The 23,818-nt window shown below is 72.6% G+C and carries 24 protein-coding genes and 1 tRNA gene; 12 read left to right on the forward strand and 13 right to left on the reverse strand.

The annotated features are described in order from the left end of the window. Nucleotides 1-4: 4 nt before the first annotated feature. The 3 genes from glpK (at nt 5) to ACWCV3_RS19315 (ending at nt 4,453) form a co-directional block, all read left to right on the forward strand. Nucleotides 5-1,543 carry a glycerol kinase GlpK gene (gene glpK / locus ACWCV3_RS19305; RefSeq protein WP_451225268.1) on the forward strand — a complete coding sequence of 513 codons (1,539 nt, stop codon included), beginning with the start codon at nt 5-7 and terminating at the stop codon, nt 1,541-1,543. A 40-nt stretch (nt 1,544-1,583) separates the two neighbouring features. Next, nucleotides 1,584-3,203 carry an FAD-dependent oxidoreductase gene (locus ACWCV3_RS19310; protein WP_451225271.1) on the forward strand — a complete coding sequence of 540 codons (1,620 nt, stop codon included), beginning with the start codon at nt 1,584-1,586 and terminating at the stop codon, nt 3,201-3,203. A gap of 254 nt (nt 3,204-3,457) precedes the next feature. Further along, nucleotides 3,458-4,453, forward strand: a complete 996-nt coding sequence (locus ACWCV3_RS19315) for a PAC2 family protein (RefSeq protein WP_451225274.1) — start codon at nt 3,458-3,460, stop codon at nt 4,451-4,453. Nucleotides 4,454-4,509: 56 nt separating this feature from the next. Here ACWCV3_RS19315 and mshC read toward each other — a convergent pair whose 3' ends face one another. The 4 genes from mshC to ACWCV3_RS19335 form a co-directional block, all read right to left on the reverse strand. Next, a complete protein-coding gene (mshC, locus tag ACWCV3_RS19320) occupies nt 4,510-5,739 on the reverse strand; it encodes a cysteine--1-D-myo-inosityl 2-amino-2-deoxy-alpha-D-glucopyranoside ligase (protein WP_451225277.1) in 1,230 nt (409 codons plus the stop codon). A 111-nt stretch (nt 5,740-5,850) separates the two neighbouring features. Next, nucleotides 5,851-6,696 (reverse strand): SCO1664 family protein, encoded by an 846-nt coding sequence (locus tag ACWCV3_RS19325; RefSeq protein WP_451225280.1) that lies wholly within the window; start codon nt 6,694-6,696, stop codon nt 5,851-5,853. Beyond that, nucleotides 6,660-7,250: a DUF3090 domain-containing protein gene (locus ACWCV3_RS19330; RefSeq protein ID WP_135792623.1), complete on the reverse strand. Its 591-nt coding sequence runs from the start codon at nt 7,248-7,250 to the stop codon at nt 6,660-6,662. The genes ACWCV3_RS19325 and ACWCV3_RS19330 overlap by 37 nt, the downstream gene beginning before the upstream one ends. 105 nt (nt 7,251-7,355) lie before the next feature. Then, nucleotides 7,356-8,042 carry a histidine phosphatase family protein gene (locus tag ACWCV3_RS19335; protein ID WP_451225283.1) on the reverse strand — a complete coding sequence of 229 codons (687 nt, stop codon included), beginning with the start codon at nt 8,040-8,042 and terminating at the stop codon, nt 7,356-7,358. Nucleotides 8,043-8,140: 98 nt separating this feature from the next. Between ACWCV3_RS19335 and corA the strand changes: the two genes are divergently transcribed. After that, nucleotides 8,141-9,139, forward strand: a complete 999-nt coding sequence (gene corA / locus ACWCV3_RS19340; RefSeq protein WP_451225286.1) for a magnesium/cobalt transporter CorA — start codon at nt 8,141-8,143, stop codon at nt 9,137-9,139. Nucleotides 9,140-9,142: 3 nt separating this feature from the next. Here the strand turns inward: corA and ACWCV3_RS19345 are convergent, their stop codons facing one another. Together ACWCV3_RS19345 and ACWCV3_RS19350 are read right to left on the reverse strand one after the other, a co-directional pair. Further along, on the reverse strand, nt 9,143-9,931 hold the full coding sequence (locus ACWCV3_RS19345; protein ID WP_451225289.1) for a ferritin-like domain-containing protein: 789 nt from the start codon (nt 9,929-9,931) through the stop codon (nt 9,143-9,145). 207 nt (nt 9,932-10,138) lie between these two features. Then, the gene (locus ACWCV3_RS19350) at nt 10,139-11,194 is read right to left on the reverse strand and encodes an LLM class F420-dependent oxidoreductase (RefSeq protein WP_451225291.1); all 1,056 of its coding nucleotides are present in this window, start codon (nt 11,192-11,194) and stop codon (nt 10,139-10,141) included. 160 nt (nt 11,195-11,354) lie between these two features. Here ACWCV3_RS19350 and ACWCV3_RS19355 point away from each other — a divergent pair, with 160 nt between their 5' ends. Both ACWCV3_RS19355 and ACWCV3_RS19360 read left to right on the forward strand, forming a co-directional pair. Then, nucleotides 11,355-12,338, forward strand: a complete 984-nt coding sequence (locus ACWCV3_RS19355) for an aldo/keto reductase (protein WP_451225294.1) — start codon at nt 11,355-11,357, stop codon at nt 12,336-12,338. After that, nucleotides 12,335-14,527, forward strand: coding sequence for a helix-hairpin-helix domain-containing protein (locus ACWCV3_RS19360; RefSeq protein ID WP_451225297.1), 2,193 nt, complete (start codon nt 12,335-12,337; stop codon nt 14,525-14,527). Before ACWCV3_RS19355 ends, ACWCV3_RS19360 begins: the two co-directional genes overlap by 4 nt. A 59-nt stretch (nt 14,528-14,586) precedes the next feature. On the opposite strand, the gene ACWCV3_RS19365 is transcribed toward ACWCV3_RS19360, so the two are convergent. Continuing rightward, on the reverse strand, nt 14,587-15,282 hold the full coding sequence (locus ACWCV3_RS19365) for a hypothetical protein (protein ID WP_451225300.1): 696 nt from the start codon (nt 15,280-15,282) through the stop codon (nt 14,587-14,589). 47 nt (nt 15,283-15,329) lie between these two features. On the opposite strand from ACWCV3_RS19365, the gene ACWCV3_RS19370 reads away from it, so the two are divergent. Next, a complete protein-coding gene (locus ACWCV3_RS19370; RefSeq protein WP_451225303.1) occupies nt 15,330-15,518 on the forward strand; it encodes a DUF5703 family protein in 189 nt (62 codons plus the stop codon). Between the two features lie 75 nt (nt 15,519-15,593). Here ACWCV3_RS19370 and ACWCV3_RS19375 read toward each other — a convergent pair whose 3' ends face one another. From ACWCV3_RS19375 to ACWCV3_RS19385, 3 genes are all read right to left on the reverse strand, one after another. Beyond that, a complete protein-coding gene (locus tag ACWCV3_RS19375; protein ID WP_451225306.1) occupies nt 15,594-16,433 on the reverse strand; it encodes a chaplin in 840 nt (279 codons plus the stop codon). A gap of 122 nt (nt 16,434-16,555) precedes the next feature. After that, a complete protein-coding gene (gene chpH / locus ACWCV3_RS19380; RefSeq protein ID WP_350903157.1) occupies nt 16,556-16,789 on the reverse strand; it encodes a chaplin ChpH in 234 nt (77 codons plus the stop codon). A 147-nt stretch (nt 16,790-16,936) separates the two neighbouring features. Then, nucleotides 16,937-18,262 carry a M20/M25/M40 family metallo-hydrolase gene (locus ACWCV3_RS19385; RefSeq protein ID WP_451225309.1) on the reverse strand — a complete coding sequence of 442 codons (1,326 nt, stop codon included), beginning with the start codon at nt 18,260-18,262 and terminating at the stop codon, nt 16,937-16,939. Nucleotides 18,263-18,450: 188 nt separating this feature from the next. On the opposite strand from ACWCV3_RS19385, the gene ACWCV3_RS19390 reads away from it, so the two are divergent. Both ACWCV3_RS19390 and ACWCV3_RS19395 read left to right on the forward strand, forming a co-directional pair. Beyond that, nucleotides 18,451-18,535: transfer RNA gene (locus ACWCV3_RS19390), tRNA-Leu, on the forward strand. Nucleotides 18,536-18,611: 76 nt separating this feature from the next. Beyond that, a complete protein-coding gene (locus ACWCV3_RS19395; protein ID WP_451225312.1) occupies nt 18,612-19,022 on the forward strand; it encodes a YchJ family protein in 411 nt (136 codons plus the stop codon). Nucleotides 19,023-19,031: 9 nt separating this feature from the next. On the opposite strand, the gene ACWCV3_RS19400 is transcribed toward ACWCV3_RS19395, so the two are convergent. Then, nucleotides 19,032-19,733 carry a FadR/GntR family transcriptional regulator gene (locus ACWCV3_RS19400; RefSeq protein ID WP_451225314.1) on the reverse strand — a complete coding sequence of 234 codons (702 nt, stop codon included), beginning with the start codon at nt 19,731-19,733 and terminating at the stop codon, nt 19,032-19,034. 141 nt (nt 19,734-19,874) lie between these two features. Here ACWCV3_RS19400 and ACWCV3_RS19405 point away from each other — a divergent pair, with 141 nt between their 5' ends. The 3 genes from ACWCV3_RS19405 to ACWCV3_RS19415 all read left to right on the forward strand — a co-directional run bounded on the left by ACWCV3_RS19405 (nt 19,875) and on the right by ACWCV3_RS19415 (nt 22,253). After that, nucleotides 19,875-20,387 (forward strand): gluconokinase, encoded by a 513-nt coding sequence (locus tag ACWCV3_RS19405; protein WP_451225317.1) that lies wholly within the window; start codon nt 19,875-19,877, stop codon nt 20,385-20,387. 89 nt (nt 20,388-20,476) lie between these two features. After that, nucleotides 20,477-21,874: a GntP family permease gene (locus tag ACWCV3_RS19410; protein WP_451225320.1), complete on the forward strand. Its 1,398-nt coding sequence runs from the start codon at nt 20,477-20,479 to the stop codon at nt 21,872-21,874. 199 nt (nt 21,875-22,073) lie between these two features. Next, nucleotides 22,074-22,253, forward strand: coding sequence for a hypothetical protein (locus ACWCV3_RS19415; protein WP_451225322.1), 180 nt, complete (start codon nt 22,074-22,076; stop codon nt 22,251-22,253). Between the two features lie 158 nt (nt 22,254-22,411). Here ACWCV3_RS19415 and ACWCV3_RS19420 read toward each other — a convergent pair whose 3' ends face one another. Further along, complete coding sequence (locus tag ACWCV3_RS19420) at nt 22,412-23,038, reverse strand: cytochrome b/b6 domain-containing protein (protein ID WP_451225325.1); 627 nt, start codon at nt 23,036-23,038, stop codon at nt 22,412-22,414. After that, complete coding sequence (locus tag ACWCV3_RS19425; RefSeq protein ID WP_451225328.1) at nt 23,022-23,777, reverse strand: molybdopterin-dependent oxidoreductase; 756 nt, start codon at nt 23,775-23,777, stop codon at nt 23,022-23,024. The genes ACWCV3_RS19420 and ACWCV3_RS19425 overlap by 17 nt, the downstream gene beginning before the upstream one ends. Nucleotides 23,778-23,818 lie beyond the last annotated feature (41 nt).

Here is a 23,818-nt window from a genome sequence, read left to right on the forward strand (position 1 = left end):
CAAAGTGACCGACGCCCACACCGCAGGCCCCTTCATCGCGGCGATCGACCAGGGCACGACCTCCTCGCGCTGCATCGTCTTCGACAAGGACGGCCGCATCGTCTCCGTCGATCAGAAGGAGCACGAGCAGATCTTCCCCAAGCCCGGCTGGGTCGAACACGACGCGAACGAGATCTGGACGAACGTCCAGGAGGTCGTCGCCTCCGCGATCGCCAAGGCGGGCATCACGCGGGACGACATCAAGGCCATCGGCATCACCAACCAGCGCGAGACGACCGTGCTGTGGGACAAGAACACCGGTGAGCCGGTCCACAACGCCATCGTGTGGCAGGACACCCGCACCGACGCGCTCTGCCGGGAGCTGGGCCGCAACGTCGGCCAGGACCGCTTCCGCCGCGAGACCGGTCTGCCGCTGGCGTCCTACTTCGCCGGGCCCAAGGCCCGCTGGCTGCTGGACAACGTGGAGGGCCTGCGTGAGCGCGCCGAGGCCGGGGACATCCTCTTCGGCACCATGGACAGCTGGGTCATCTGGAACCTGACCGGCGGTGTCGACGGCGGCAGGCACGTCACCGACGTCACCAACGCCTCGCGCACCATGCTGATGAACCTGCACACCATGGAGTGGGACAAGAAGATCTGCGAGTCCATCGGGGTGCCGGAGCAGATGCTCCCCGAGATCCGCTCCTCCGCCGAGGTCTACGGCGAGATCACCGGGGGCAGCCTCGGCGACCTGCTCGGCGGCACCCCCGTCGCCTCCGCGCTGGGCGACCAGCAGGCGGCCCTGTTCGGCCAGACCTGCTTCTCCGAGGGCGAGACCAAGTCGACCTACGGCACCGGCACCTTCATGGTGATGAACACCGGCGAGAAGATCATCAACTCCTACGCCGGTCTGCTCACCACCGTCGGCTACAAGATCGGCGACAAGCCGACGGTGTACGCCCTGGAGGGCTCCATCGCCGTCACCGGCTCGCTGGTGCAGTGGATGCGCGACCAGATGGGCCTGATCTCCACCGCCGCCGAGATCGAGACCCTCGCGCTCTCGGTCGAGGACAACGGCGGCGCCTACTTCGTGCCGGCCTTCTCCGGCCTGTTCGCCCCGCACTGGCGCTCCGACGCCCGCGGTGTGATCGCCGGCCTGACCCGGTACGTGACCAAGGCGCACCTCGCGCGCGCCGTCCTGGAGGCCACCGCCTGGCAGACGCGGGAGATCGCGGACGCCATGACCAAGGACTCCGGGGTCGAGCTGACCACGCTCAAGGTGGACGGCGGCATGACCGCGAACAACCTGCTGATGCAGCAGCTCGCGGACGTGCTCGACGCCCCCGTGGTGCGCCCGATGGTCGCCGAGACCACCTGTCTCGGTGCCGCCTACGCCGCCGGTCTCGCCGTCGGCTTCTGGTCCGGAACGGACGAGCTGCGCGCCAACTGGCGCCGGGCCGCCGAGTGGACCCCCCGCATGGACGCGGAGACCCGCGACCGTGAGTACAAGAACTGGCTCAAGGCCGTCGAACGGTCCATGGGCTGGCTCGAGGACGAGAGCTGACCCGCCAGGTCCGGCTCCGACGAGGAGTGAAGTACCCGACATGACCAGTCACCCCACCCTGCAGTCCGTACCTGCCCTGGGCACGCACCCGGCCTCCGGCTCCAACCCGAGCCGCGCCGAGACCCGGGAGCAGCTCGCGCTGGCGTCGTACGACCTCCTTGTGATCGGCGGCGGCATCCTGGGCATCTCCACCGCCTGGCACGCCGCGCAGTCCGGACTCAGGGTGGCGCTGGTCGACGCCGGCGACTTCGCCGGAGCGACCTCCTCCGCCTCCTCCAAGCTGCTCCACGGCGGGCTCCGCTACCTCCAGACCGGCGCGGTGAAGCTGGTCGCGGAGAACCACTTCGAACGGCGCGCGGTCTCCCGCCAGGTGGCCCCCCACCTGGCGAACCCGCTCACCTTCTACCTCCCGGTCTACAAGGGCGGCCCGCACGGCGCGGCCAAGCTCGGCGCGGGCGTGTTCGCCTACTCCGCGCTCTCCGCGTTCGGCGACGGCGTGGGGCACCTGCTCACCCCGACCAAGGCCGCGCAGGACGTGCCCGAGCTGCGCACCGACAACCTGAAGGCCGTGGCCGTGTACGGCGACGACCAGATGAACGACGCCCGCATGGCGCTGATGACGGTGCGCGCGGCCGTCGACGCGGGCGCGGTCGTGCTGAACCACGCCGAGGTCACCGGGCTGCGCACCACGCGCGGCCGGGTCACCGGTGCCGAGCTGAAGGACCGGCTCACCGGCGAGGAGTTCGGCGTCAACGCCCGCCTGGTGCTGAACGCGACCGGTCCCTGGGTCGACCACCTGCGCCGGATGGAGGACCCGAACGCGGCCCCCTCCATCCGCCTGTCCAAGGGCGCGCACCTGGTCCTGAAGCGCACCGCCCCCTGGAAGGCGGCGCTGGCCACCCCGATCGACAAGTACCGCATCACGTTCGCCCTTCCCTGGGAGGACATGCTGCTGCTGGGCACCACCGACGAGGTGTACGAGGGCGACCCGGCGGACGTGTCCGTCACCGAGTCGGACATATCCCAGATCCTGGACGAGGCCGCGTTCTCCGTCCGGGACCAGCAGCTCCAGCGGGACCTGATCACCTACTCCTTCGCCGGGCTGCGGGTGCTGCCGGGCGGTCCCGGTGACACCGCCAAGGCGAAGCGGGAGACCGTGGTCACCGAGGGGCCCGGCGGGATGCTCTCGGTGGCGGGCGGCAAGTGGACCACGTTCCGGCACATCGGCCGGACCGTACTGAAGAAGCTGGAGGGGCTGCCGGGGCGCCCGCTCGGCGACGACTTCGAGCCGGTGTCGGAGCTGCCCAAGCGGCTGCCGCTGCCCGGTGTGGCCAACCCGCGCGCGGTCGAGCACCGGCTGCTGGTGGACCACCCCGCGCCCGGTCCGCGCATGGGCGCCGACACCGCCCGCCACCTGGCCACCCACTACGGTTCGCTGGCGTTCGACATCGCCCGCCTGGCCAACGAGCACCCGGAGCTGGCCGAGCGGGTCCACCCGGACGCGCCGGAGATCTGGGCGCAGGTCGTCTGGGCCCGCGACCACGAGTGGGCCGAGACGCCGGACGACGTGCTGCGCCGCCGTACCACGCTCACCATCCGCGGCCTGGCCACGGACGACGTGCGCGCGCGGGTGCGCGAGGTGCTCGACAAGAAGCAGTAGCCGAAGGCGGTGACGGGGCGCCGGGACAGGCGCGCCAAGGGGCGGTTCCGTGCCGGCGGAACCGCCCTTCGCCTGTTTCCGCGCTTCCGCCCGTCCCCGGACACGCCCGCGGGAGCGGGCCCGGCCGCGGGGTGTTCAGGGCCGGGGTTCGGGGCAGTGATCCGTTCAGTCCCTTGCGAGGGGGCTGCGGAGGCTCCCGCAGGACGCCGTAAGGTTGGGTGGTCAGGCGAGAGCATGTCGGAAGGAGGCACTGGGTGATCGAGCTGGAGGGTGTTCCCGAGCTGATCGACCCAGTCATGGTGGCCGCGTTCGAGGGCTGGAACGATGCCGGTGACGCCGCCTCCACGGCGGTCGCGCATCTGGAACGCGAGTGGAAGGGCGAGGTGTTCGCGGCGCTGGACGCCGAGGACTACTACGACTTCCAGGTGAACCGCCCCACGGTCTTCATGGAAGACGGCGTACGGAAGATCACCTGGCCGACGACCCGGCTGTCGGTGGTCCGCGTCGGCGGGGACAAGCCCCGTGACCTGGTGCTGGTGCGCGGCATCGAACCGTCGATGCGCTGGCGCTCGTTCTGCAACGAACTGCTGGGCTTCGCCCACGAACTGGGCGTGGAGCTCGTGGTGATCCTGGGCGCGCTGCTCGGCGACACCCCGCACACCCGCCCGGTCCCGGTCAGCGGGGTCACCTCGGACGGTGACCTGGCGCGCCGGATGAACCTGGAGGAGACCAAGTACGAGGGCCCGACGGGCATCGTCGGGGTGCTCCAGGAGGCGTGCACGCATGCCGGGGTGCCCGCGGTGTCGCTGTGGGCGGCGGTGCCGCACTACGTCTCCCAGCCGCCCAACCCCAAGGCCACGCTGGCGCTGCTGAACCGGCTGGAGGACCTGCTGGACCTGCGCGTTCCGCAGGGCGAGCTGCCCGAGGACGCGCGTGCCTGGCAGACGGGCGTGGACCAGCTGGCGGCCGAGGACAGCGAGGTGGCGGAGTACGTGCAGACGCTGGAGGAGGCCCGCGACACCGCCGAGCTGCCCGAGGCGTCCGGCGAGGCCATCGCGCGCGAGTTCGAACGGTATCTGCGGCGCCGGGACGTCGGCGGGCCCGGCGGGCACGCCACGGCGGACGGTTCGGAGAGCGGGCCGTACCGTCGGGACACGCCGAGCGGTCGCACCCGCCCGCCCAGGCCCCCGAAGCCGGAGGCGCCGGGCGCGCCCGAGGGCGGCGACGATCCGGACGGCTCGGAGGACTGAAACGAGGGGGGGCGGTACCCGGCAGGTACCGCCCCCCTTTCCGTGCGCCGGATCGCTCAGAGAGCCACGCCGAGCAGCGCGTCCACCGTACGGCTGACCAGGCCGGGGGCGCCGGTGTCGGTACCGCCCTCCGCCTCCTGGCGGGCGGCCCAGCGGTCCACGGCCGCGAGCGCGGCGGGCGCGTCCAGGTCGTTCGCCAGGGCCTCGCGGACCTCGTCCACCAGCGCGTCGGCGGACGGGCCGTCCGGGCGGGAGACGGCGGCGCGCCAGCGGCCGAGGCGGTCCACGGCCTCCTGGAGCACCTGGTCCGTCCACTCCCAGTCGGAGCGGTAGTGGTGGGAGTGCAGGGCGAGCCGGATGGCGGCCGGATCGACGCCGTCGCGGCGCAGCGCGGAGACGAAGACGAGGTTGCCCTTCGACTTGGACATCTTCTCGCCGTCCAGGCCGACCATGCCGGCGTGCACGTACGCCTTGGCCATGGGGAACTCGCCGGTGAGCACCTGGGCGTGGGAGGCGCCCATCTCGTGGTGCGGGAAGGCGAGGTCGGAGCCGCCGCCCTGGACGTCGAAGGTCATGCCCAGGTGGTCCAGGGCGATCGCGACGCACTCGATGTGCCAGCCGGGACGGCCCCGGCCGAGCGTCCCGCCGTCCCAGCTCGGCTCGCCCTCGCGGGCCGCGAGCCACAGCATCGGGTCGAGCGGGTTCTTCTTGCCGGGCCGGTCCGGGTCGCCGCCGCGCTCGGCGGACAGCGCGCGCATGGCGGCCGCGTCCAGGCGGGAGACCTGGCCGAAGTGCGGGTCGGCGTCGACGGAGAAGTAGATGTCGCCGTCGAGGTCGTAGGCCGCGCCGAGTTCCCGCAGGCGCTCCACGAGCGGGACGATGCCGGGTATGGCCTCGACGGCGCCTATGTAGTGCTGGGGCGGGAGCATCCTGAGGGCGGTCATGTCCTCGCGGAACAGGGCGGTCTCCTGCACGGCGAGGTCGGCCCAGTCGACGCCGTCACGGGTCGCGCGTTCCAGCAGCGGGTCGTCGACGTCGGTGACGTTCTGGACGTAGTGGACCTGCCGCTTGGTGTCCAGCCATACGCGCTGGACGAGGTCGAACGCGTTGTAGGTCGCCGCGTGACCCATGTGGGTCGCGTCGTACGGCGTGATGCCGCAGACGTAGATCCGGGCGACGGGACCGGGATCGAGGGTGACCGGACCGTCGGTCGCGGTGTCGTGAATCCTCAGGTCGCGGCCCTGACCAGGCAGGGCGGGGACCTCGGAAGCGGGCCAGGCATGCATGTACATGAGCGTAACCGGCCATGAGCTGGGGTTACGAACCGGATCACGCCCAAGGCGGCCGGATGGCCGGATGGGCACTCTTGCGCGGGCCGTCCGGCTGTGCCGCCGCGGTCAGACCGGGGGCCAGGGGATGGCGGGCCAGTCACCGGTGGGTTCGGGGTGGCGGCCGGTGGCGAGCAGGCCGTCGACCCGGGCGCGGGTGGCGTCGATCTCGGCCGGGGTGAGCAGCGGGGCGAGCCTCGCGGCCAGGGCGCCGCCCGCGGCGAGGGTGTCGCGCAGGGAGGCGAGGACCGTGCGGGCGTCGTCGGTGAGGGATTCACCGGCCCAGCCCCACAGCAGGGTGCGCAGCTTGTTCTCGGCGTTGAAGGAGACGCCGTGGTCGATGCCGTAGAGGTGGCCCGCGACGGTGGGCAGGAGGTGACCGCCCTTGCGGTCGGCGTTGTTGATCACGGCGTCCAGCACGGCGAGGCGGCGCAGCCGGTCGTCGTCGGCGTGCACCAGCAGCGCGGTCCGGCCCTCGCCGACCTCGGCGAGGCCGATGGCCTTCCAGCCGGGTCCCGCCTCCTCGCCCTCGGCGAGCGCGAGGAGTTCGGCGTCGGTGCTCACCTCGATCCAGAGCTGGCACATGCCCTCGCCGTAGGGCCCGTCGCGCAGCACGGTCGGCGGGATGAGGTCCCAGCCGGTGGCCTTGGACACCTCGTAGGCGGCGACCTCGCGGCCGGCCAGGGTGCCGTCGGGGAAGTCCCACAGCGGGCGTTCCCCGGCGACCGGCTTGTAGACGCAGGCGGCCTCGCGCCCGTCGAGGGCGACGGTGCAGAACAGGGCGGCGTTGGAGGCGTCCGTGATGCGGCCGCGCACGGTCAGCTCGCCGTGGGCGAGCAGTTCGGCGGCGTCCGCGCCGGTTCCCGTGTCCGCGGGGTTCACGCTCCCCGGCGGTATCCGTTCTGGCGCGGACATACGTGTCCTTCCGGGTCGAGCGGGAGGCTGCACAGCGGGCACGGCGGCCGCCCGGCGTTGACGACGTCCAGGGCGCGCTTGGCGAAGGCCCTGGCCTGCGCGCCGGTGAGCCGGACCCGCAGCATCGGGGGCCCGTTCTCCTCGTCCTGGAGGAGGCGTTCCTCGGCCTCGGCGAGGTCCTCGGCGGTCTCGGCGTCCAGTTCCACCAGGGCCTGGGCCTCGACGACCATGCGCTGTTCCTCGCCGTCCCAGGCCAGGGCCATGGTGCCGACGCGGAACTCCTCCTCGACGGGGCTGTCCAGCGGGCCGGTGTCGGCGATCTCGGCGGGGGCGACGGCGGGCACCGCCGCGTTGCCGCCGCTGCGCCGCACGACCTCGTCGAGAAGTTCGTCCATGCGTTCGGCGAGCGCGGCGACCTGGGCCTTCTCCAGGGCCACGCTGGTCACCCGCGGGCCCGCGGTGGCCTGGAGGAAGAACGTACGGCGTCCGGGCAGCCCGACCGTGCCGGCCACGAAGCGGTCCGGCGGGTCGTAGAGGAACACCTGACGGGACACGTCCTGTCTCCATTGGGTTCGGGATCGTTCGAGCGGTTCAAGCGGTCGGTACGGGTGTGCGGGCACACCGTGCGGCCGACCGCCTCACCCTACTGCGGGCGGCGATCACGGTGCGCCCGCACCGCCCCCGACCGGTGCGTCGTCGTCCGGGGGCGTCTCGCGGGGCGCCAGCGAGGCGAGGTCGCCGGTCTCGCCGAGCCGGACGAGGTAGGGCCGCAGCCGGGTGTAGCGGATCGCGGTGACCGAGCAGGGCTCCACCGAGACGCGCTGGAAGAGGTCGAGGTGGAGGCCGAGGGCGTCGGCGACGATCGACTTGATGATGTCGCCGTGGGAGCACATCAGGTACACGGCCTCGGGGCCGTGCTCGCTCTCCACGCGCGCGTTCCACTCGCGTACGGCGGCGACCGCGCGGGCCTGCATCTCCCGCATGGACTCGCCGCCGGGGAAGGCGGCGGAGGAGGGGTGCGCCTGGACGACCTCCATGAGGGGTTCGTCCTTCAGTTCGGCCAGTTTGCGGCCCGACCAGTCGCCGTAGTGGCACTCCCCGATCCGTTCGTCGGTGCGGGGGGTCAGGCCGGGGCGCGCGTCCAGCAGGGGCCGCACGGTCTCCTGGCAGCGCTGGAGGGGGCTGACGACGATCTCGGCCAGCGGCAGGCCGTCGAGGCGGCCCGGCAGGGCGGCGGCCTGCTCGGTGCCGCGTTCGTCGAGGGCGACGCCGGGGGTCCAGCCGGCGAGGAGTCCCGCGGTGTTGGCGGTGGAACGGCCGTGCCTAACGAGGATCAGGGTGGGCATGCGGCCCAGCGTAGACCGGCGCCGCCGGGTGGTGATCCGGGGCGCTCCATCTGGGACCCGCCGTGCGTGCGGGGCAGCAGGGCGGGAGAATGCACTTCGTGATCTTCGACTGTGCCATCCACCGCGACGGGCACCGGACCCGTGCGGCCGGCGATCCGGCGAAAGCCCTGCGGGAGGCACGTGCGGCCGACGGTGCCTTCGTGTGGATCACGCTGCACGATCCGACGGCGGACGAGTTCGAAGAGGTGCGCAAGGTCTTCGGGCTGCATCCGCTGGCGGTCGAGGACGCCCTGAAGGCCCACCAGCGCCCGAAGCTGGAGACGTACGACGACTCGCTCTTCGTGGTGCTGAAGCCGGTGTTCTACGAGTCGGCGCGCGACACGGTGACCACGGGCGAGGTGATGCTCTTCCTCGGCGACTCCTTCGTGGTGACGGTGCGGCACGGCGAGTCCTCGCCCCTTCCGGAGGTGCGGCGGCGGCTGGAGGAGGACCCGGACAAGCTGCGGCACGGGCCGACCTCGGTGCTGTACGCCCTCGCGGACGCCACGGTGGACCAGTACCTGGAGGTCGCGACCGAGCTGGGGACGGACCTGGACGAGCTGGAGGCGGAGGTGTTCTCCCCCTCCGACGCCGGGTCGCGGGACACCGCCTCGAGGATCTACCTGTTCAAGCGGCAGGTGCTGGAGTTCCGCCGGGCGACGGTGCCGCTGGCGGTGCCGATGGACCGGCTCGCGGGGATGGGCCGGTCCACGGCCCCGGTGCCGTTCGTGGAGGCCTCGGCGCGGCCGTTCTTCCGGGACGTCAACGACCACCTGACCCGCGTCAACGAGTCGGTGGAGGGCCTGGACCGGCTGGTGTCCGACATCCTCTCGGCGCATCTGGCGCAGATGGGGGTGCGGCAGAACGACGACATGCGCAAGATCTCGTCCTGGGCGGCGATGGCCGCGATCCCGACGCTGATAGCGGGCGTCTACGGCATGAACTTCGAGCACATGCCGGAGCTGCACTGGCTGTGGGGCTACCCCACCGTGGTCGCCGTGATGGTGGCATTGGAACTGCTGCTGTACCGGAACTTCAAGCGACGCGGCTGGCTGTAGGGGTCAGGCGAACTCGGTGGCCCTCGGGGCGGGTCCGCCGAGGGCGTCGCGCCGCTCGGGCATCTCCAGGGTGACCATGCGGCGCCAGCCGAAGGCCCGCTCCCAGGCGTACTGGGCGTGGATGCCGGCCGCCAGGAGCGCGTTCCGTGCGGCGGACCAGTGCAGGATGCGGCCCATGCGGGCCATGACGGCGAGGCTGACGTCCCGGTGGACCCGGATCTCCGCGAGCGCGCTCTCCCGCAGGACGCGCTGGATGGTCCGGCCGTGGCCCCGGTACGCCAGGCGCAGGAGCTCCTCGTGGCAGTAGGCCAGGTGGTTGTCCTCGTCGTGGGAGATCATGCGCACCGCGCGGCCGAGGTCGGGGTGGTCGCCGAAGTGCCCGAGCAGCATCCGCATCTGCTCGGAGGCACGCTGCTCGGTGACCCGGCTGTGCGCGAGGTAGGTGACGACGTCCTGCTCGGTCAGCGGCCGGTCGGCCTTGAGCCTGTCGTGGGCGAGGCCGATGCCGCCTCGTTCGAGGAGCATCGTGTAGTCGGTGTCCGGAGGTACCTCCACCGGCTCCAGGCCGCGTTTGCGCAGCAGGGCCTCGAAGATGCGGCCGTGCTTGTCCTCGTCGGCGCCGTGCCGGGCGATCCGGGGAGCGAGCCCGCGCGCGCTCTCGGGGACCAGGGCGGCGATCCTGCCGTTCTCCCAGCCGCCCTGGGACTCGCCGCCGGCTGCGATGGAGCAGAAGAGCCGGAAGGACGCGTCGTCGTCGAGGATCTCCTGGAACAGGCTCTTGGCCGAAAGCATCGCGGGCCCCTCTCTGCACGATTCCGCAGAGAAGCAGTCAAATGCGGGCCGAGGGGGCGCGCAACAGGAGGCCGTCCGCGCTGCGCCGAAGGAGGGACGGGCGGGGGCGTAACCCTGTCCGGCCCGGCGCGTTGTTCCTCGTGACGGCCGTGGCGGGGATGACCCCCGAGCCCCCACCACGGCCGCGAACCTCTCTCCCGGCCGCCGTCAGGCGAGGCCGGCGCGCTCCAGGGCCTCGGCACCGCCACGCAGGGCCGCGAGCCGCTCGTCCAGGGTGAAACCGGCCGGGGCGAGCGTGAGGGTGGTGACGCCGGCCGCCGCGTAGGCGGCCATCCGGTCGGCGATGCGGTCCACCGAGCCGAGCAGCGTGGTCTTGTCGATGAGGTCGTGCGGGACGGCGGCCGCGGCGCCCTCCTTGTCACCGGCCAGGTACTTGTCCTGGATCTCGGCGGCCTCCTTCTCGTACCCCATGCGCTGTGCGAGCCGGTTGTAGAAGTTCTGCTTGCGGCTGCCCATGCCGCCCACGTAGAGCGCGGTGTAGGGGCGGAAGGTGTCCGCGAGCCGGGCCACGTCGGCGTCCTCGCCGAGCGCGAGCGGCACGGTGGGGCAGATGTCGAAGCCGTCGAGGGTCCGTCCGGCCTTCTCGCGGCCCGCGCGCAGATGGGAGACGGCGGTGTCCTCCAGGTGTTCGGCGGAGGGGAAGATCAGCAGGGCGCCGTCGGCGATCTCGCCGGTCTGCTCCAGGTTCTTCGGGCCGATGGCGGCGACGTAGAGCGGGATGTGCTCGCGCTGCGGGTGCACGGTCAGCTTGAGCGGCTTGCCGGGGCCGCCGGGCAGCGGCAGCGTCCAGTGCTCGCCCTCGTACGACAGGCGGTCGCGGGTCATCGCCTTGCGGACGATGTCCACGTACTCGCGGGTGCGGGCGAGCGGCTTGTCGAACTTGACGCCGTACCAGCCCTCCGAGACCTGGGGGCCGGAGACGCCGAGGCCGAGGCGGAAGCGGCCGCCGGACAGGGAGTCCAGGGTCGCCGCGGTCATCGCCGTCATGGCGGGCTGGCGGGCCGGGATCTGGAAGATCGCCGAGCCCACGTCGATCCGCTCCGTCTGCGCGGCGACCCAGGCGAGCACCGTGGCGGCATCCGAGCCGTACGCCTCGGCGGCCCAGCAGACGCTGTAGCCGAGCCGGTCGGCCTCCTGCGCCACGGCGAGGTTGTCCCCGTCCATCCCGGCGCCCCAGTAGCCGAGGTTGATCCCGAGCTGCATGCCGATCCCCTTACTCGCAAGTAACGTATCCGCGGCCGACCTTAGCGAGCCTTTCCCGCGCGGCCCACCCCCTGGCTGCGGTGTTCCGGGGTTTCACGGGCCCGGTCCCGTTGTCCACAGGCAACCCGCGGCAGCAGCTCTGGCCAGTAATCTCGCGCACATGGAGCAGAGGCATCTCGGCCGTACCGGCCTGCGCGTGTCCCGGATCGGACTCGGCACCCTCACCTGGGGCCGGGACACCGAGGAGCATGACGCCGCGGACATGCTGAAGGCGTTCTGGGAGGCGGGCGGCACCCTCGTCGACACCGCCGACGTCTACGGCGACGGGGCTGCCGAGTACCTGCTCGGGCGGCTGACGGACTCCCTGGTGCCCCGCGAGGACCTGGTGATCTCCACCAAGGCGGGCAGTGTGCCCGACCCGGACCGCCCGGCCGACGGCTCCCGGGGGCACCTCCTCGCCTCCCTCGACGCCTCGCTGGAGCGGCTGGGCACCGATCACGTCGACCTGTGGCACATCCACTGCCACGACCCCGCCACACCGCTGGAGGAGACGCTCCAGGCACTCGACCTCGCGGTCAGCAGCGGGCGCGCGCGGTACGCGGGGGTGTCCAACTTCTGCGGCTGGCAGCTGGCCAAGGCCGCCACCTGGCAGCTCGCCGCGCCGGGCGTCCGCACCCGGCTGGCCGGGACCCAGCTCGAGTACTCCCTCCTCCAGCGGGGCGCCGAGCGCGAGGTGCTCCCCGCCGCGCTGGACCTCGGTGTCGGCCTGCTGCCCTCCTCCCCGCTGGGCCGCGGGGTCCTGACGGGCAAGTACCGGGGCGGAGTGCCGTCCGACTCGCGCGGGGCCTTCGAACACATGGCGCCCTTCGTCGAGCCGTATCTCGACGACACCGCGAGCCGGATCGTGGACGCGGTCACGACGGCCGCCGACGGACTCGCCGTCACCCCGCTCCAGGTCGCCCTCGCCTGGGTCCGGGACAGGCCCGGCGTCGCCGCCCCGATCGTCGGCGCGCGCAACGCACGGCAGCTCGCGGCGGCGTTGTCGGTGGAGGCGCTTAGTCTTCCTGACGAGATCTGCCGGGCGCTGGACGACGTGTCGGCCCCGGTGCACCGCTATCCCGATCACGACTGGAGCACCCTGTGACCACGGAGCAGACGCCCGCCGGCGACCCGGAAGGGCCCCCCACACCGGCCGAGGGCACCTCCGGCGGAGCGACGGAAACCGGGACGGGGGTTGCCGAGGCCGCGGGGGCCGAGGGCGGGGACGACGGTGCCGTGGCGGCCGGAGGCGGTGAGGAACCGGGTGACCGGGCGGCCGGCGCGTCGCCCGCCGAGGGCGCGGCCGCGCCCTCGGAGGCCGAGGCCGAGTTGGCCGCTCAGCGGGTCGAGCGGGAGCGCATCGCCCGGCGGAGGGCGGAGCGGCAGGGGCCCGTGGACAGCGGGGGGAAGCTGAGCGGGAAGGCGGCCGATCTGCTGGCCGCCGTGCGGGCGGTGGAGAGCGGGGAGAAGGCGGCTTCGCCGGGTCTCGCAAAGGCCCCGCCCGCTCCTCGGCGTCCCGCGCCGGAGCCGGTGCGGCGGCCCGAGCCCGCCCCGGCGGCGGCCGCGCCGGATGCGCGGGCCGTCGGAGCCGTGCGGGCGGTGCTCGGCGAGGGCGGGGCGCCGGAGGCGCTGGCTGCGCCGGTGGCGACCGTGCTGGGGGACGGTGCCGAGGACGCGCTCCGTGCCGATCCGTGGCAGTTGCTGCGGGTCGCGGGGGTGCGGCCGGAGCAGGCGGACGGGTTCGCGCGGGCCCTGCTGGGCGCCGAGTGCGGTCCGGACGACGAGCGGCGCGGACGGGCGCTGACGGTGTGGCTGCTGGAGCAGGCCGCCGTCGCCGGGCACACCGCCCTCGACCTCCCGGCGCTCACCGAGGCTCTCGGCAGGCGGGGAGTGCCGGACCCGGACGAGGCCGTGCAGAGCGCGCTCGCGGAGGGCGACGCCCTGGTCTTCCAGGACGCCCTGGAGGAGCCCGGAGCGCGGCCGGCGGACGGGGAGGACGGGGAAGATGTCCCGGTCCGCGTCCTGGCCGGCCTGGAGCGGCACGCCCTCGCCGAGGAGAGCCTCGCGGACGCGCTGGCCCGGCTGGTCAACTCGGTGCCCGAGGAGACCGAGGAGCCCTGGGAGGCGGCCGTGGCGGCGCTGTCCAGGGGCGCGGCGGACCTCGCCCGCCAGGTCGCCGTACACGGCCTGGTGCTGCACACCGGTGGGGAGGCGGCCCGCGCCGAACCCGCCGAGCTGCTCGGCGCCGCCCGCGCGGCGGGCCTGCGCGCGTTCGCTGTCTGCCACACGCCCGACGGCGCCCGGCGCTTCGCCGCGCACCTGGGCGGGGAACCCGGTGACGCCGTGGGTACGGTCGCGGGCCTTCTGTCCGGCGCGTCGGGTCCCGGACGGGACGCCGAGGGCGCGCTGGACCTGGACCTGCTGGTCGTGCTGGACGCACCCCAGCTGGACGTGGAGGCCGCCGCGATGCTGGCCGAGTCGCTGCCCGACGGCGCGCGTCTCGTGCTCAGCGGCGACCCGGCGGTGCTGTGGTCGGCGGGTCCGGGCCGGGTCTTCGCGGACCTGCTGGCCGTCCCCGCCTGCCCGCAGGTCGCCTCCCGCGTCCCCGACCCGGGTCCGCTCGGCGAGCTCGTGTCGGGCGTCGGCGTGGGCGAACTGGTCCAGGTCGAGGCGCCCGGCAAGGAGATCGTGATCGTCCCGGTCCGGGACGCGGGCGAGGCGGTGCACCGCACGGTGCAGCTGGTCGCGGACTCGGTGCCCCGCGCCTTCGGGGTCCCGCCCGAGGAAACGGTGGTGATCACGCCGGGCCACGGCGGAGCCGCCGGCACGCGCGCCCTCAACACGGTCCTGAAGGAGCGGCTGAACCCCGGCCCCGGCCGCTTCGGCGGCTTCGACCCCGGCGACCGCGTCGTGCACTCCCCCGCGCCGGGCCGTACGGTGCCGGGTCGCGTGATCCGCGCGGACGCGGAGGGGCTGCACCTGGAGTGCGCGGGCGCCTCCGTCGTCGTCCCCCGGGAGCTGGTGGAGAGCCGGGTCAGGCACGGCTGGGCACTGACCGCGCACCAGGCCGTCGGCGGCCGCTGGCCCGCCGCCGTGGTGGTGCTGCCGGGCGACGCGGCGGACGTGCTGACCAGGCCGTGGGTGTACACCGCGTTCGGCCGGGCGGAACGGCATCTTTCCGTGGTGCATGGCGTGGAGCAGGCACTGCCGAGGGCGGTCGCGGAGGGCGTGGCCAAGCCGCGTACGACCCGGCTGCGGACGCTGCTGCGCGTGCAGCTACCCCCGGCGGGCTGAGCGAGGGGAACACGGCGGGGCCCGTACCGGAGTGCTCCGGTACGGGCCCCGCCGTGCTTTCACCGGTCGCGGTCGAGCGGCTCCAGCTCGTCGTCGGAGAGCGCGTCCAGGGCCGTGCCCGGCTCGTCGGCGTCGTCGCCGTCGTCCTCGCGGTCGAAGACCGCGCTGACGTCGAACCGGCAGATCACCTGCTGCGGGTCGGCGTCGTCGAACGGGGCCTCCAGCCATTCGCCGGGCTCGGCCGCCTCCTCCGCCGCGGTCACCCAGAGCGTGGAGTCGCCCTCCGCCAGGCCGAACTCCCGGTGCCGGGACGCGATCTCGTCCGGCTCGAACTCGCCGAACAGGATGCCCAGGGCGCCGGGGACCGTGTTCGCGGTGTCGTCCTCGGTGAGGGCGTCCTCGAACTCGGCCGCCTCCACCCGCTGGGCCTGGGCCAGCAGCCGCTGCGGCTCGGCGACGGTGTAGTCGCGCCGGATCAGGACGCTGACGGCGTGGGGCTCGTCGGGGCCCGTGTACGGCGGCAGCGAGTCGTCGGCTCCGGGGATCTCGAAGGGGGTGACCTCGTCGTAGCGGTCGTAGAGCAGCTCGTCGTACACCTCACCGGCCGCCGCAAGCTGATTGAACGCCTCGTGGACGGCCGGGTCGTCGTCACCTGTCCTGCGTTCGACGGCCGCCAGGTGGCGGTCGAGAGCGGTCTTGACCGCCTCGGCGGCGGCGCGTACCTCGGCAGCGGTGGGCTGCGCAGCATCAGACATAGTGCAGACGCTATCCGTACCGGGCACCAGCCCGCACAATAGATGCGATGGCGGAATACGAATTCATCGACGTGTACGTCCCCCGCGGGGTGTCCCGCAAGGAGGCGACGCGTCTACTCACGGACCATGCCGAGTACGGACACTGGGAGTTGGACCGGCTGAGCCTCATGCGCGACGGCAGCCGCAGGGTGCGGCTGCGCCGGCGGATCATCCGCCAGGTGCGGGCCACGTGGTGAGGGTCAGGACCTGATCGGAGCGGGCCCCGCCGTCCTGCGGCAGGGGCCCGCTCCGTCGTGGGGGTGCCCGTCGGATCAACCCGCGCTGCGCGCCTTGCGGTAGAGGACCGCGCCCGCGAGGATCGCGCCCGCGCCGGCCGGCAGGGCCAGGCCGAGGGGCAGGTCGCCGCCGGTGTGCGCGAGCCGGCCGCCCGCGGCGTGGCTCGCTCCCCCGTGGTGGCCGGCCTGGGATGCCCCCTGCGGGGTGTGGCCTCCGCCGGTGGACGGGGTGGTCGGCGTCGCGGGGGTGGCGGGCGTGCCGGGGGCACCGGGGTTGCCCGGCTGACCGGGAGTGCCCGGAGTACCGGGGTTTCCGGGAGTACCCGGGGTACCGGGATTACCGGGCTGGCCGGGGTGGTGTCCCTGGTGTCCGGGCGGGCAGTCCCCGTGGTGACCCGGGTGACCCGGCGTCCCCGGATTGCCGGGCCGGCCCGGCGGCGTACCGTCCCCCGGCCCGTGTCCGTCGTTCCCGCACCGATCGCCTCCGGCGGGATTCGCCAGGCCGATCACATCGACGCTGTTCCCGCACAGGTCGACCGGCACGTCCACCGGCACCCGCACGGTGTTCCCGGAGCCGACCCCGGGTGAGTCGCTGGTGTGGGCGCCCGCGTGCGCGCCCCCCGACGCACCGCGCGCCCCGTTGCCGCAGGCGTCGCCGACGGCCGGATCGAGCAGTCCCACCACGTCGACGGTGCTGCCGCAGGCGTTCACCGGTACGTGGACCGGGACCTGCACGGTGTTGCCGGACAGCACGCCGGGCGAGCGGGCGGCGGAGCCGGCCGCGCCCGCGTCGGCGTGCGCGTATCCACTGGCGGCGGCGATCACTCCGGTCGCGGCCGCCATCGTCATCAGGCCCTTACGGGTGCCCTGTCGCATGTTCTGAATCCCCCCTGGGATGTCCTGCTTCGACTGGGTGCGGAACCGGTCGGCCCCGGAGCGCGGGAATCACGCTTCCGGGGCCGACGGTTCGCTGAAGACGCCTTGTGAGACGGCTGACGTCAGTCGTTGACGCAGGTGTTGCCGAAGGCGGGGTTCAGGAGCCCGATCACGTTGACCGTGTTGCCGCAGACGTTCACCGGAACGTGGACCGGCACCTGGACGACGTTGCCGGACAGGACGCCCGGCGAACCCACGGCGGCACCGCTGGCACCGGCGTCGGCGGCGGCAATGCCCGCGCCCGCGAGAACCAGTCCACCGGTGGCGACCGCGGCAGCGACGACCTTCTTGATCATTATTCCTCCTAGTTGGAAACGCGGCCCCAAGGTGCGGGGCCACATCACGAGTAACGAGGAGTGAGTAATCGGGCTACGAGCTTATCGTCGCATTCACTCTTCTCAGTCGATCTGGTACGCCTGCCCGATTACCCGTGGCGGAGCCCGTCAGGAGGCGTCGATGAACCGGTCGAGCACCCGCACGCCGAACTGGAGCCCGTCCACCGGCACCCGCTCGTCCACGCCGTGGAACATCCCGGCGAAGTCCAGCTCGGGCGGCAGCTTGAGCGGCGCGAAGCCGAAGCCGCGGATGCCCAGGTCGTCGAACGACTTGGCGTCCGTGCCGCCGGAGAGCATGTAAGGCACCGCACGCGCGATCGGGTCCTCGGCCAGCAGTGCGGACTGCATGGCCTCCACGAGGGCACCGTCGAAGCTGGTTTCGACGGCCTTGTCCGCATGGACGTCCGAGCGGCGCACGTTCGGGCCCAGCAGCCGGTCGAGGTCGCTGAGGAACTCCTCCTCGTGGCCCGGCAGGAAGCGGCCGTCGATGTGCGCGGTGGCCTCGCCCGGGATGACGTTGACCTTGTAACCGGCATTCAGCTGGGTCGGGTTGGCGGTGTTGCCGAGGGTGGCGCCGATCAGCTTGGCGATGCCGCCCAGCTTGGCGAGGGTCGGCTCCATGTCCTCGGGGTCGAGTTCGGTGCCGAGCGCGTCGCCGAGTTCGTCCAGGAAGGCGCGGGTGGTCTTGGTCACCCGTACCGGGAACTTGTGGCGGCCGACGCGGGCGACCGCCTCGGACAGCTCGGTGATGGCGTTGTCGCGGTGGATCATGGAACCGTGTCCGGCGGTGCCGGCCACGGTCAGCTTCATCCAGTGCATGCCCTTCTCGGCAGTCTGGATCAGATAGAGCCGCCGCTTCTCGTTCACCGTGAAGGAGAACCCGCCGACCTCGCTGATCGCCTCGGTGACGCCCTCGAACAGCTCGGGGTGGTTGTCGACCAGATGGCGGGCGCCGTAGGTGCCGCCGGCCTCCTCGTCGGCGAGGAAGGCGACGACGATGTCGCGCGGGGGCTTGCGCCCGCTGCGCAGCCGGTCGCGGACGACCGCGAGGGTCATCGCGTCCATGTCCTTCATGTCGACGGCCCCGCGCCCCCACACGCATCCGTCGGCGACCTCGCCCGAGAAGGGGTCGTGGGTCCAGTCGTCCGCATTGGCCGGTACGACGTCCAGGTGGCCGTGGATCAGCAGGGCCGGCCGGGACGGGTCCTCGCCCTCGATGCGGGCGACCGTGGACGCGCGTCCGGGATGCGACTCGAAGATCTTCGGCTCCAGGCCGACCTCGGCGAGCTTCCCGGCGACGTACTCGGCGGCGGCCCGCTCACCGGGGCCGGAGTGGTCGCCGTAGTTGCTGGTGTCGAACCGGATCAGCTCGCGGCAGAGGTCCACTACCTCGTCCTCACCGGTGACGCCCTTGGCCGTGTCCGTCTCGCTCACGCTGCTTCCTCCCGCTGTCACTGCTGGTGGGTCACCCCCATCCTCCCCCCGCCCGGCCCGTTCGCGTCCACCCCGCCACACGGCGTTCGCACGGCGGGGGCCGGGGCCGGGGGGTGATCGGACACCCCCGAAAGCCTGGTAATGTTTCCTTCGTCGCCGCGGGGAACACCTCGCACGACAGACACCTTGTCCGGGTGGCGGAATGGCAGACGCGCTAGCTTGAGGTGCTAGTGCCCTTTATCGGGCGTGGGGGTTCAAGTCCCCCCTCGGACACAACCGGAGGACCCCTGTGGATCAGGGGTCCTTCTGCTTTTCCGGGGTCCGGGCGCGTTCGGGCACAATGGCGCGCATGGCCCGTCGCACCCCTCGTACGCCTTCCCCCGCCGCCGCTTCCGCCGCCTGCCCCTGCGGGCTTCCGGGGAACTACGCCGACTGCTGCGGGCGGTTCCACGCGGGGGGCGCCGCCGCCCCAAGTGCGGAGGCGCTGATGCGGTCGCGCTACAGCGCGTTCGTGGTGGGGGACGTGGAGTACCTGGTGCGGACCTGGCACCCGCGCACGCGGCCCGAGCGGCTCGATCTCGACCCCGGAACGCGGTGGACGGGGCTGGAGATCCTGGAGACCGGGGGCGGGTCAGCCTTCCACTCCGCCGGGACCGTGACGTTCCGGGCCTCCTACCGGGGCGGTTCGCTGCACGAGCGGAGCCGGTTCGAGCGGGTGGACGGGGCGTGGGTGTACGTCGACGGGGAGTTCCTCGGCTGAGACCGGCCGTCACGGCACCAGGATGTCGAGTTCCTGAAGCGCACCCACGGTGATCTCCCTGGTCAGCTCCTCGGCGCGGGCACTGTCGCCGGCGTGGACGGCCTCGGCGACGCGGACGTGCAGGGTGACGGCCGGCGGGTCGGGGTCGGCGAACATCACGTCGTGATGGGTGCGGCCCGCGAGGACCTCGGCGACGACGTCCCCGAGGCGGGCGAACATCTCGTTGCCGGACGCCGTGAGGATGATCCGGTGGAAGGCGATGTCGTGGATCAGGTACTGGTCCAGCTTGTGGCCGCGTGAGTTGGCGACCATCCCGAGGGCGCACTCGGTGAGTTCCGCGCACTGTTCGGCGGTGGCGTTGCGGGCGGTGAGGCCGGCCGCGACGGGCTCGATCGCGGAGCGCAGCACGGTCAGCGAGCGCAGTTGGTGCGGGCGGTCCGCGCCCGCGAGGCGCCAGCGGATGACCTGCGGATCGTAGACGTTCCACTCGTGCTTGGGGCGGACCGTGACGCCGACGCGGCGGCGGGAGGCGACCAGGTGCATGGACTCCAGCACACGCACCGCCTCGCGCATGACGGACCGGGAGACGTCGAAACGCTGAGCGAGTTCGTCGGTGCGCAGCACGCTGCCCGGCGGATACTCGCCCGCCGTGATCGCGGGGCCGAGGGTGTCCAGTACGCGGCCGTGCAGCCCCCGGCCCGGTGTGCTCATGAACTCAGCGTACGGCCTGGATCACCGTCACAAAAAGTCAGACTTATATGTCACAGCCACTTGAATTTGTCGTACCTAATGGGTTTCAGTACATCGACGCCGGAGTACGGCGTCGATGTCGAAGAAGACAGCGAGGCAGTCATGCGCACCCCCCAGGTCGTCGTCGTGATGGGCGTCGCCGGGACGGGCAAGACCACGATCGGTCCTTTGCTCGCCGCCCGGCTGGGCGTCCCGTACGCCGAGGGCGACGACTTCCACCCGCAGGCCAACATCGACAAGATGACGGCGGGCACCCCCCTGGAGGACGCCGACCGGTGGCCGTGGCTCGATGCCATCGGGCGCTGGGCGCACGGCCGGGCGGGTCTCGGCGGAGTGGTGAGCAGCTCGGCGCTGAAGCGGTCGTACCGCGACCGGCTGCGGGCCGAGGCCCCCGGTGTGGTGTTCGTGCACCTGACCGGCAGCCGTGAGCTGATCGAAAGCCGGATGTCCCGGCGCCAGGGTCACTTCATGCCGACCGCGCTGCTGGACTCGCAGTTCGCCACGCTCCAGCCGCTCCAGGCGGACGAGGCGGGTGTCGCCGTCGACGTCAGCGGGTCCCCCGAGGAGATCACCGAGCGGGCGGCCGAGGCTCTGGCCGCGTACTCCGCCGCGTAGTCCCCCTCCGCGCGACCGCACCAACCGCAGTACCTCTTGTCCCCACCCCCCTCATGTCCCCCGAATCCCCGTAACCGCAAGGGAATCCCGTGACCAGACTCAGCGTCGAGATGCTGGCAGCGGACACCGTCCAGCCGATCACCTCGGCAGGCCACGCCCAGCTGGGCATAGCCGTCCTGGCGGGCATCGCCGTCATTGTTTTTCTCATCACCAAGTTCAAGCTCCACGCCTTCCTGGCCCTGACCATCGGTTCGCTGGTGCTCGGAGCGGTGGCCGGCGCCCCGCTCGACAAGGCGATCGTGAGCTTCACGACCGGCCTGGGCAGCACGGTCGCCGGTGTCGGTGTGCTGATCGCGCTGGGCGCGATCCTCGGCAAGCTGCTCGCCGACTCCGGCGGCGCCGACCAGATCGTCGACACGATCCTCGCCAAGGCGGGGGGCCGTGCGATGCCGTGGGCCATGGTGCTCATCGCGTCCGTGATCGGTCTGCCGCTGTTCTTCGAGGTCGGCATCGTGCTGCTGATCCCGGTCGTGCTGATGGTCGCCCGGCGCGGCAACTACTCCCTGATGCGCATCGGCATTCCGGCGCTGGCCGGTCTGTCCGTGATGCACGGCCTGATCCCGCCGCACCCCGGCCCGCTGGTCGCCATCGACGCGGTCAAGGCCAACCTGGGTGTCACGCTGGCCCTCGGCATCGTGGTCGCCGTCCCGACCGTGATCATCGCCGGTCCGCTGTTCTCCAAGGTCGCCGCCCGCTGGGTGGACGTCCAGGCGCCGGACCGGATGATCCCGGAGCGCGCCTCGAAGAACCTGGAGCGCCGCCCCGGCTTCGGCGCCACGCTGGCCACCGTGCTGCTGCCGGTCGTGCTGATGCTGGCCAAGGCCCTGGTGGACATCGTCATCGACGACCCGGCCGACATGACCCAGCGGGTCTTCGACGTGGTCGGCTCCCCGCTGATCGCGCTGCTCGCCGCGGTGCTCGTCGGCTTCGTCACGCTGGGCCGCCCCGCGGGCTTCACCAAGGGCCGGCTGCAGCAGACCGTCGAGAAGGGCCTGATGCCGATCGCGGGCATCCTGCTGATCGTCGGCGCGGGCGGTGGCTTCAAGCAGACGCTGATCGACTGCGGTGTGGGCCAGATGATCCTGGAGATCTCCAAGGACTGGTCTATCCCGGCACTGCTGCTGGCCTGGCTGATCGCCGTGGCGATCCGGCTCGCGACCGGCTCCGCCACGGTGGCGACGGTCTCGGCGGCCGGTCTGGTCGCGCCGCTCGCGGCCGACATGTCGACCACGCACACGGCCCTGCTGGTGCTGGCCATCGGTGCCGGTTCGCTCTTCTTCAGCCATGTCAACGACGCCGGCTTCTGGCTGGTGAAGGAGTACTTCGGCCTGAGCGTCGGCCAGACGGTGAAGACGTGGTCGGTGATGGAGACCATCATCTCGGTGGTCGCGGGCGGCCTGGTCCTGCTGCTGTCACTGGTCGTCTAGGGTCTTCCGTTCGGATCAGGCCGGGTCAGTGAGCGGGGTCCGGTGCTGTGCCTCGAGGCGGAGGAGGGCGTCATGGCGGAGCCGTGGCAACCTCCAACGCGGCGAGGGGCGGCACCGGACCCCGCGACGGCATGATCCGAACGAGAGACCCCAGGAGCGGTACGGCGATGACCGCGCGCCCCGTCTGGCGCGCACGGCGATGGCCGCCGGGAGCGCCGGGGCCGAGGAGCAGGTGGGCCGGCCGGACGTCCTGGTCGACAACGGGGCGGTGCGACCGCGGGCGTCTCTGCCGGAGTTCACCGGCTCCGGCCGGCACCGCTTCCTCGGCACGGATCTCACCGGCGCGTCCTCACCGGCCGCGAGACCGGCCGGCGGATGACCGAGCGCGGGGGCGGCACGATCGTGAACGTGTGCTCGCCGCAGAGCGAGGTGGTCCGCCCCGGGGGCTGCCGTTCCCGGTCTCCCCCGCCGGCTTCGTCACCGGCCGGGTGCTCCACGTCGACGACGGCAGGACGAGCGTGCGCCGAGCCCGCGGGCTCAGGGGCGCCACAGCGGGTGTTCCCGCTTGGCCCACTCCCGGCTCACGGTGCCGGTGCGCAGTCCCCGCCGCGCCTCGGGGTCGCCGAGGGCCTTGCCGATGTGTCCCACGAGGACCACGCCCACGGTGAGGGCCAGCCAGTCGTGGACGAAGGTGGCCGAGGTGCGCCACAGCAGCGGGGTGAGGTGGGTGAACCACATCATCAGGCCGGTGCCGAGCATCACCAGGACGGCCCCGGCGATCCAGGCCGTGTAGATCTTCTGCCCCGCGTTGAACTTGCCAGCGGGGCGCTCCGAGTACCGCCGGTCCCGGCGCAGTGCGGCGCGCAGCCAGCGCCGGTCGTGCGGGCCGAAGCGGTTGAGCGCGCCCAGGTCGGCGCGGAACGCCCGGGAGACCAGGCCCAGCAGCACCGGCACCGGCAGTGCGAGCCCGGCCCACTCGTGGACGCGTACGACGAGTTCACGGCGGCCGACCAGGACGGCGAGCTGGGGCACGTAGAGGCAGGCGGCGGTGGCCACGCAGACGGCCATGAGGGCGGCGGCCGTGCGGTGGACCCAGCGTTCGGCGGGGGTGAAGCGGTGCACGCGGGCACTCGGCGGGGCCGGGGTGTCAGCTCGTAGGGTCATCCGTCCGTCCGTTCGAGCGGCCGACCCAGGCGTCGACGTCGTAGCCGAGTCTCTCCCAGTAACCGGGCTGGACATGGTCGCCGACGGTGATGCCGGAGAGCCATTTGGCGGACTTGTAGAAGTACATCGGAGCGACGTAGAGGCGGACGGGGCCGCCGTGGTCGTGGCCGATGTCCTTGCCCTGCATGCGCAGCGCCACCAGGACGTCGGGACGGCGGGCCTGGTCGAGGGTGAGGCTCTCGGTGTAGGTGCCGTCGAAGCAGGTGAAGCGGACGGCCCTGGCGGTGGGGCGGACGCCGGCCGCGTCCAGCAGGGCGCTCAGGCGGACGCCCTCGAAGGGGGTGGCGGGCACACGCCAGCCGGTGACGCACTGGACGTCCCTGGTCAGCCGGGTGCGGGGCAGGTCGCGCAGGTCGGCCAGGGTGTAGGCACGTGGGTGGTCCACCAGGCCGTCGACGGTGAGCCGGTAGTCGGCGGGGCCCTTGCGCGGGACGGAGGCGGCGACGGAGTAGTAGCGGAAACCGCCCCCGTTGGGCAGCAGACCGCTCAGGCCGGTGGGGTCCTGGCCGGAGAGGGCGCCGAGCGCGCTCTCGGCGCCGCGTTGCAGCCAGGGCGCGGTGGCGACACCGAGCGCGCCCAGGCCGAGGGTCCCGAGGAACAGGCGGCGGCCGATGGGCTTGCCGTGCGCGTCGGGGTCCTCGGCGGGATCGGGGGTGTGCCGGTCCGGTTCGGGGGTCACGTCGTCATTCGAGCACGGGTGGGGGCGTCGGGGCCAGTGCC

It is taken from the genome of Streptomyces sp. NPDC001781 (assembly GCF_053596035.1).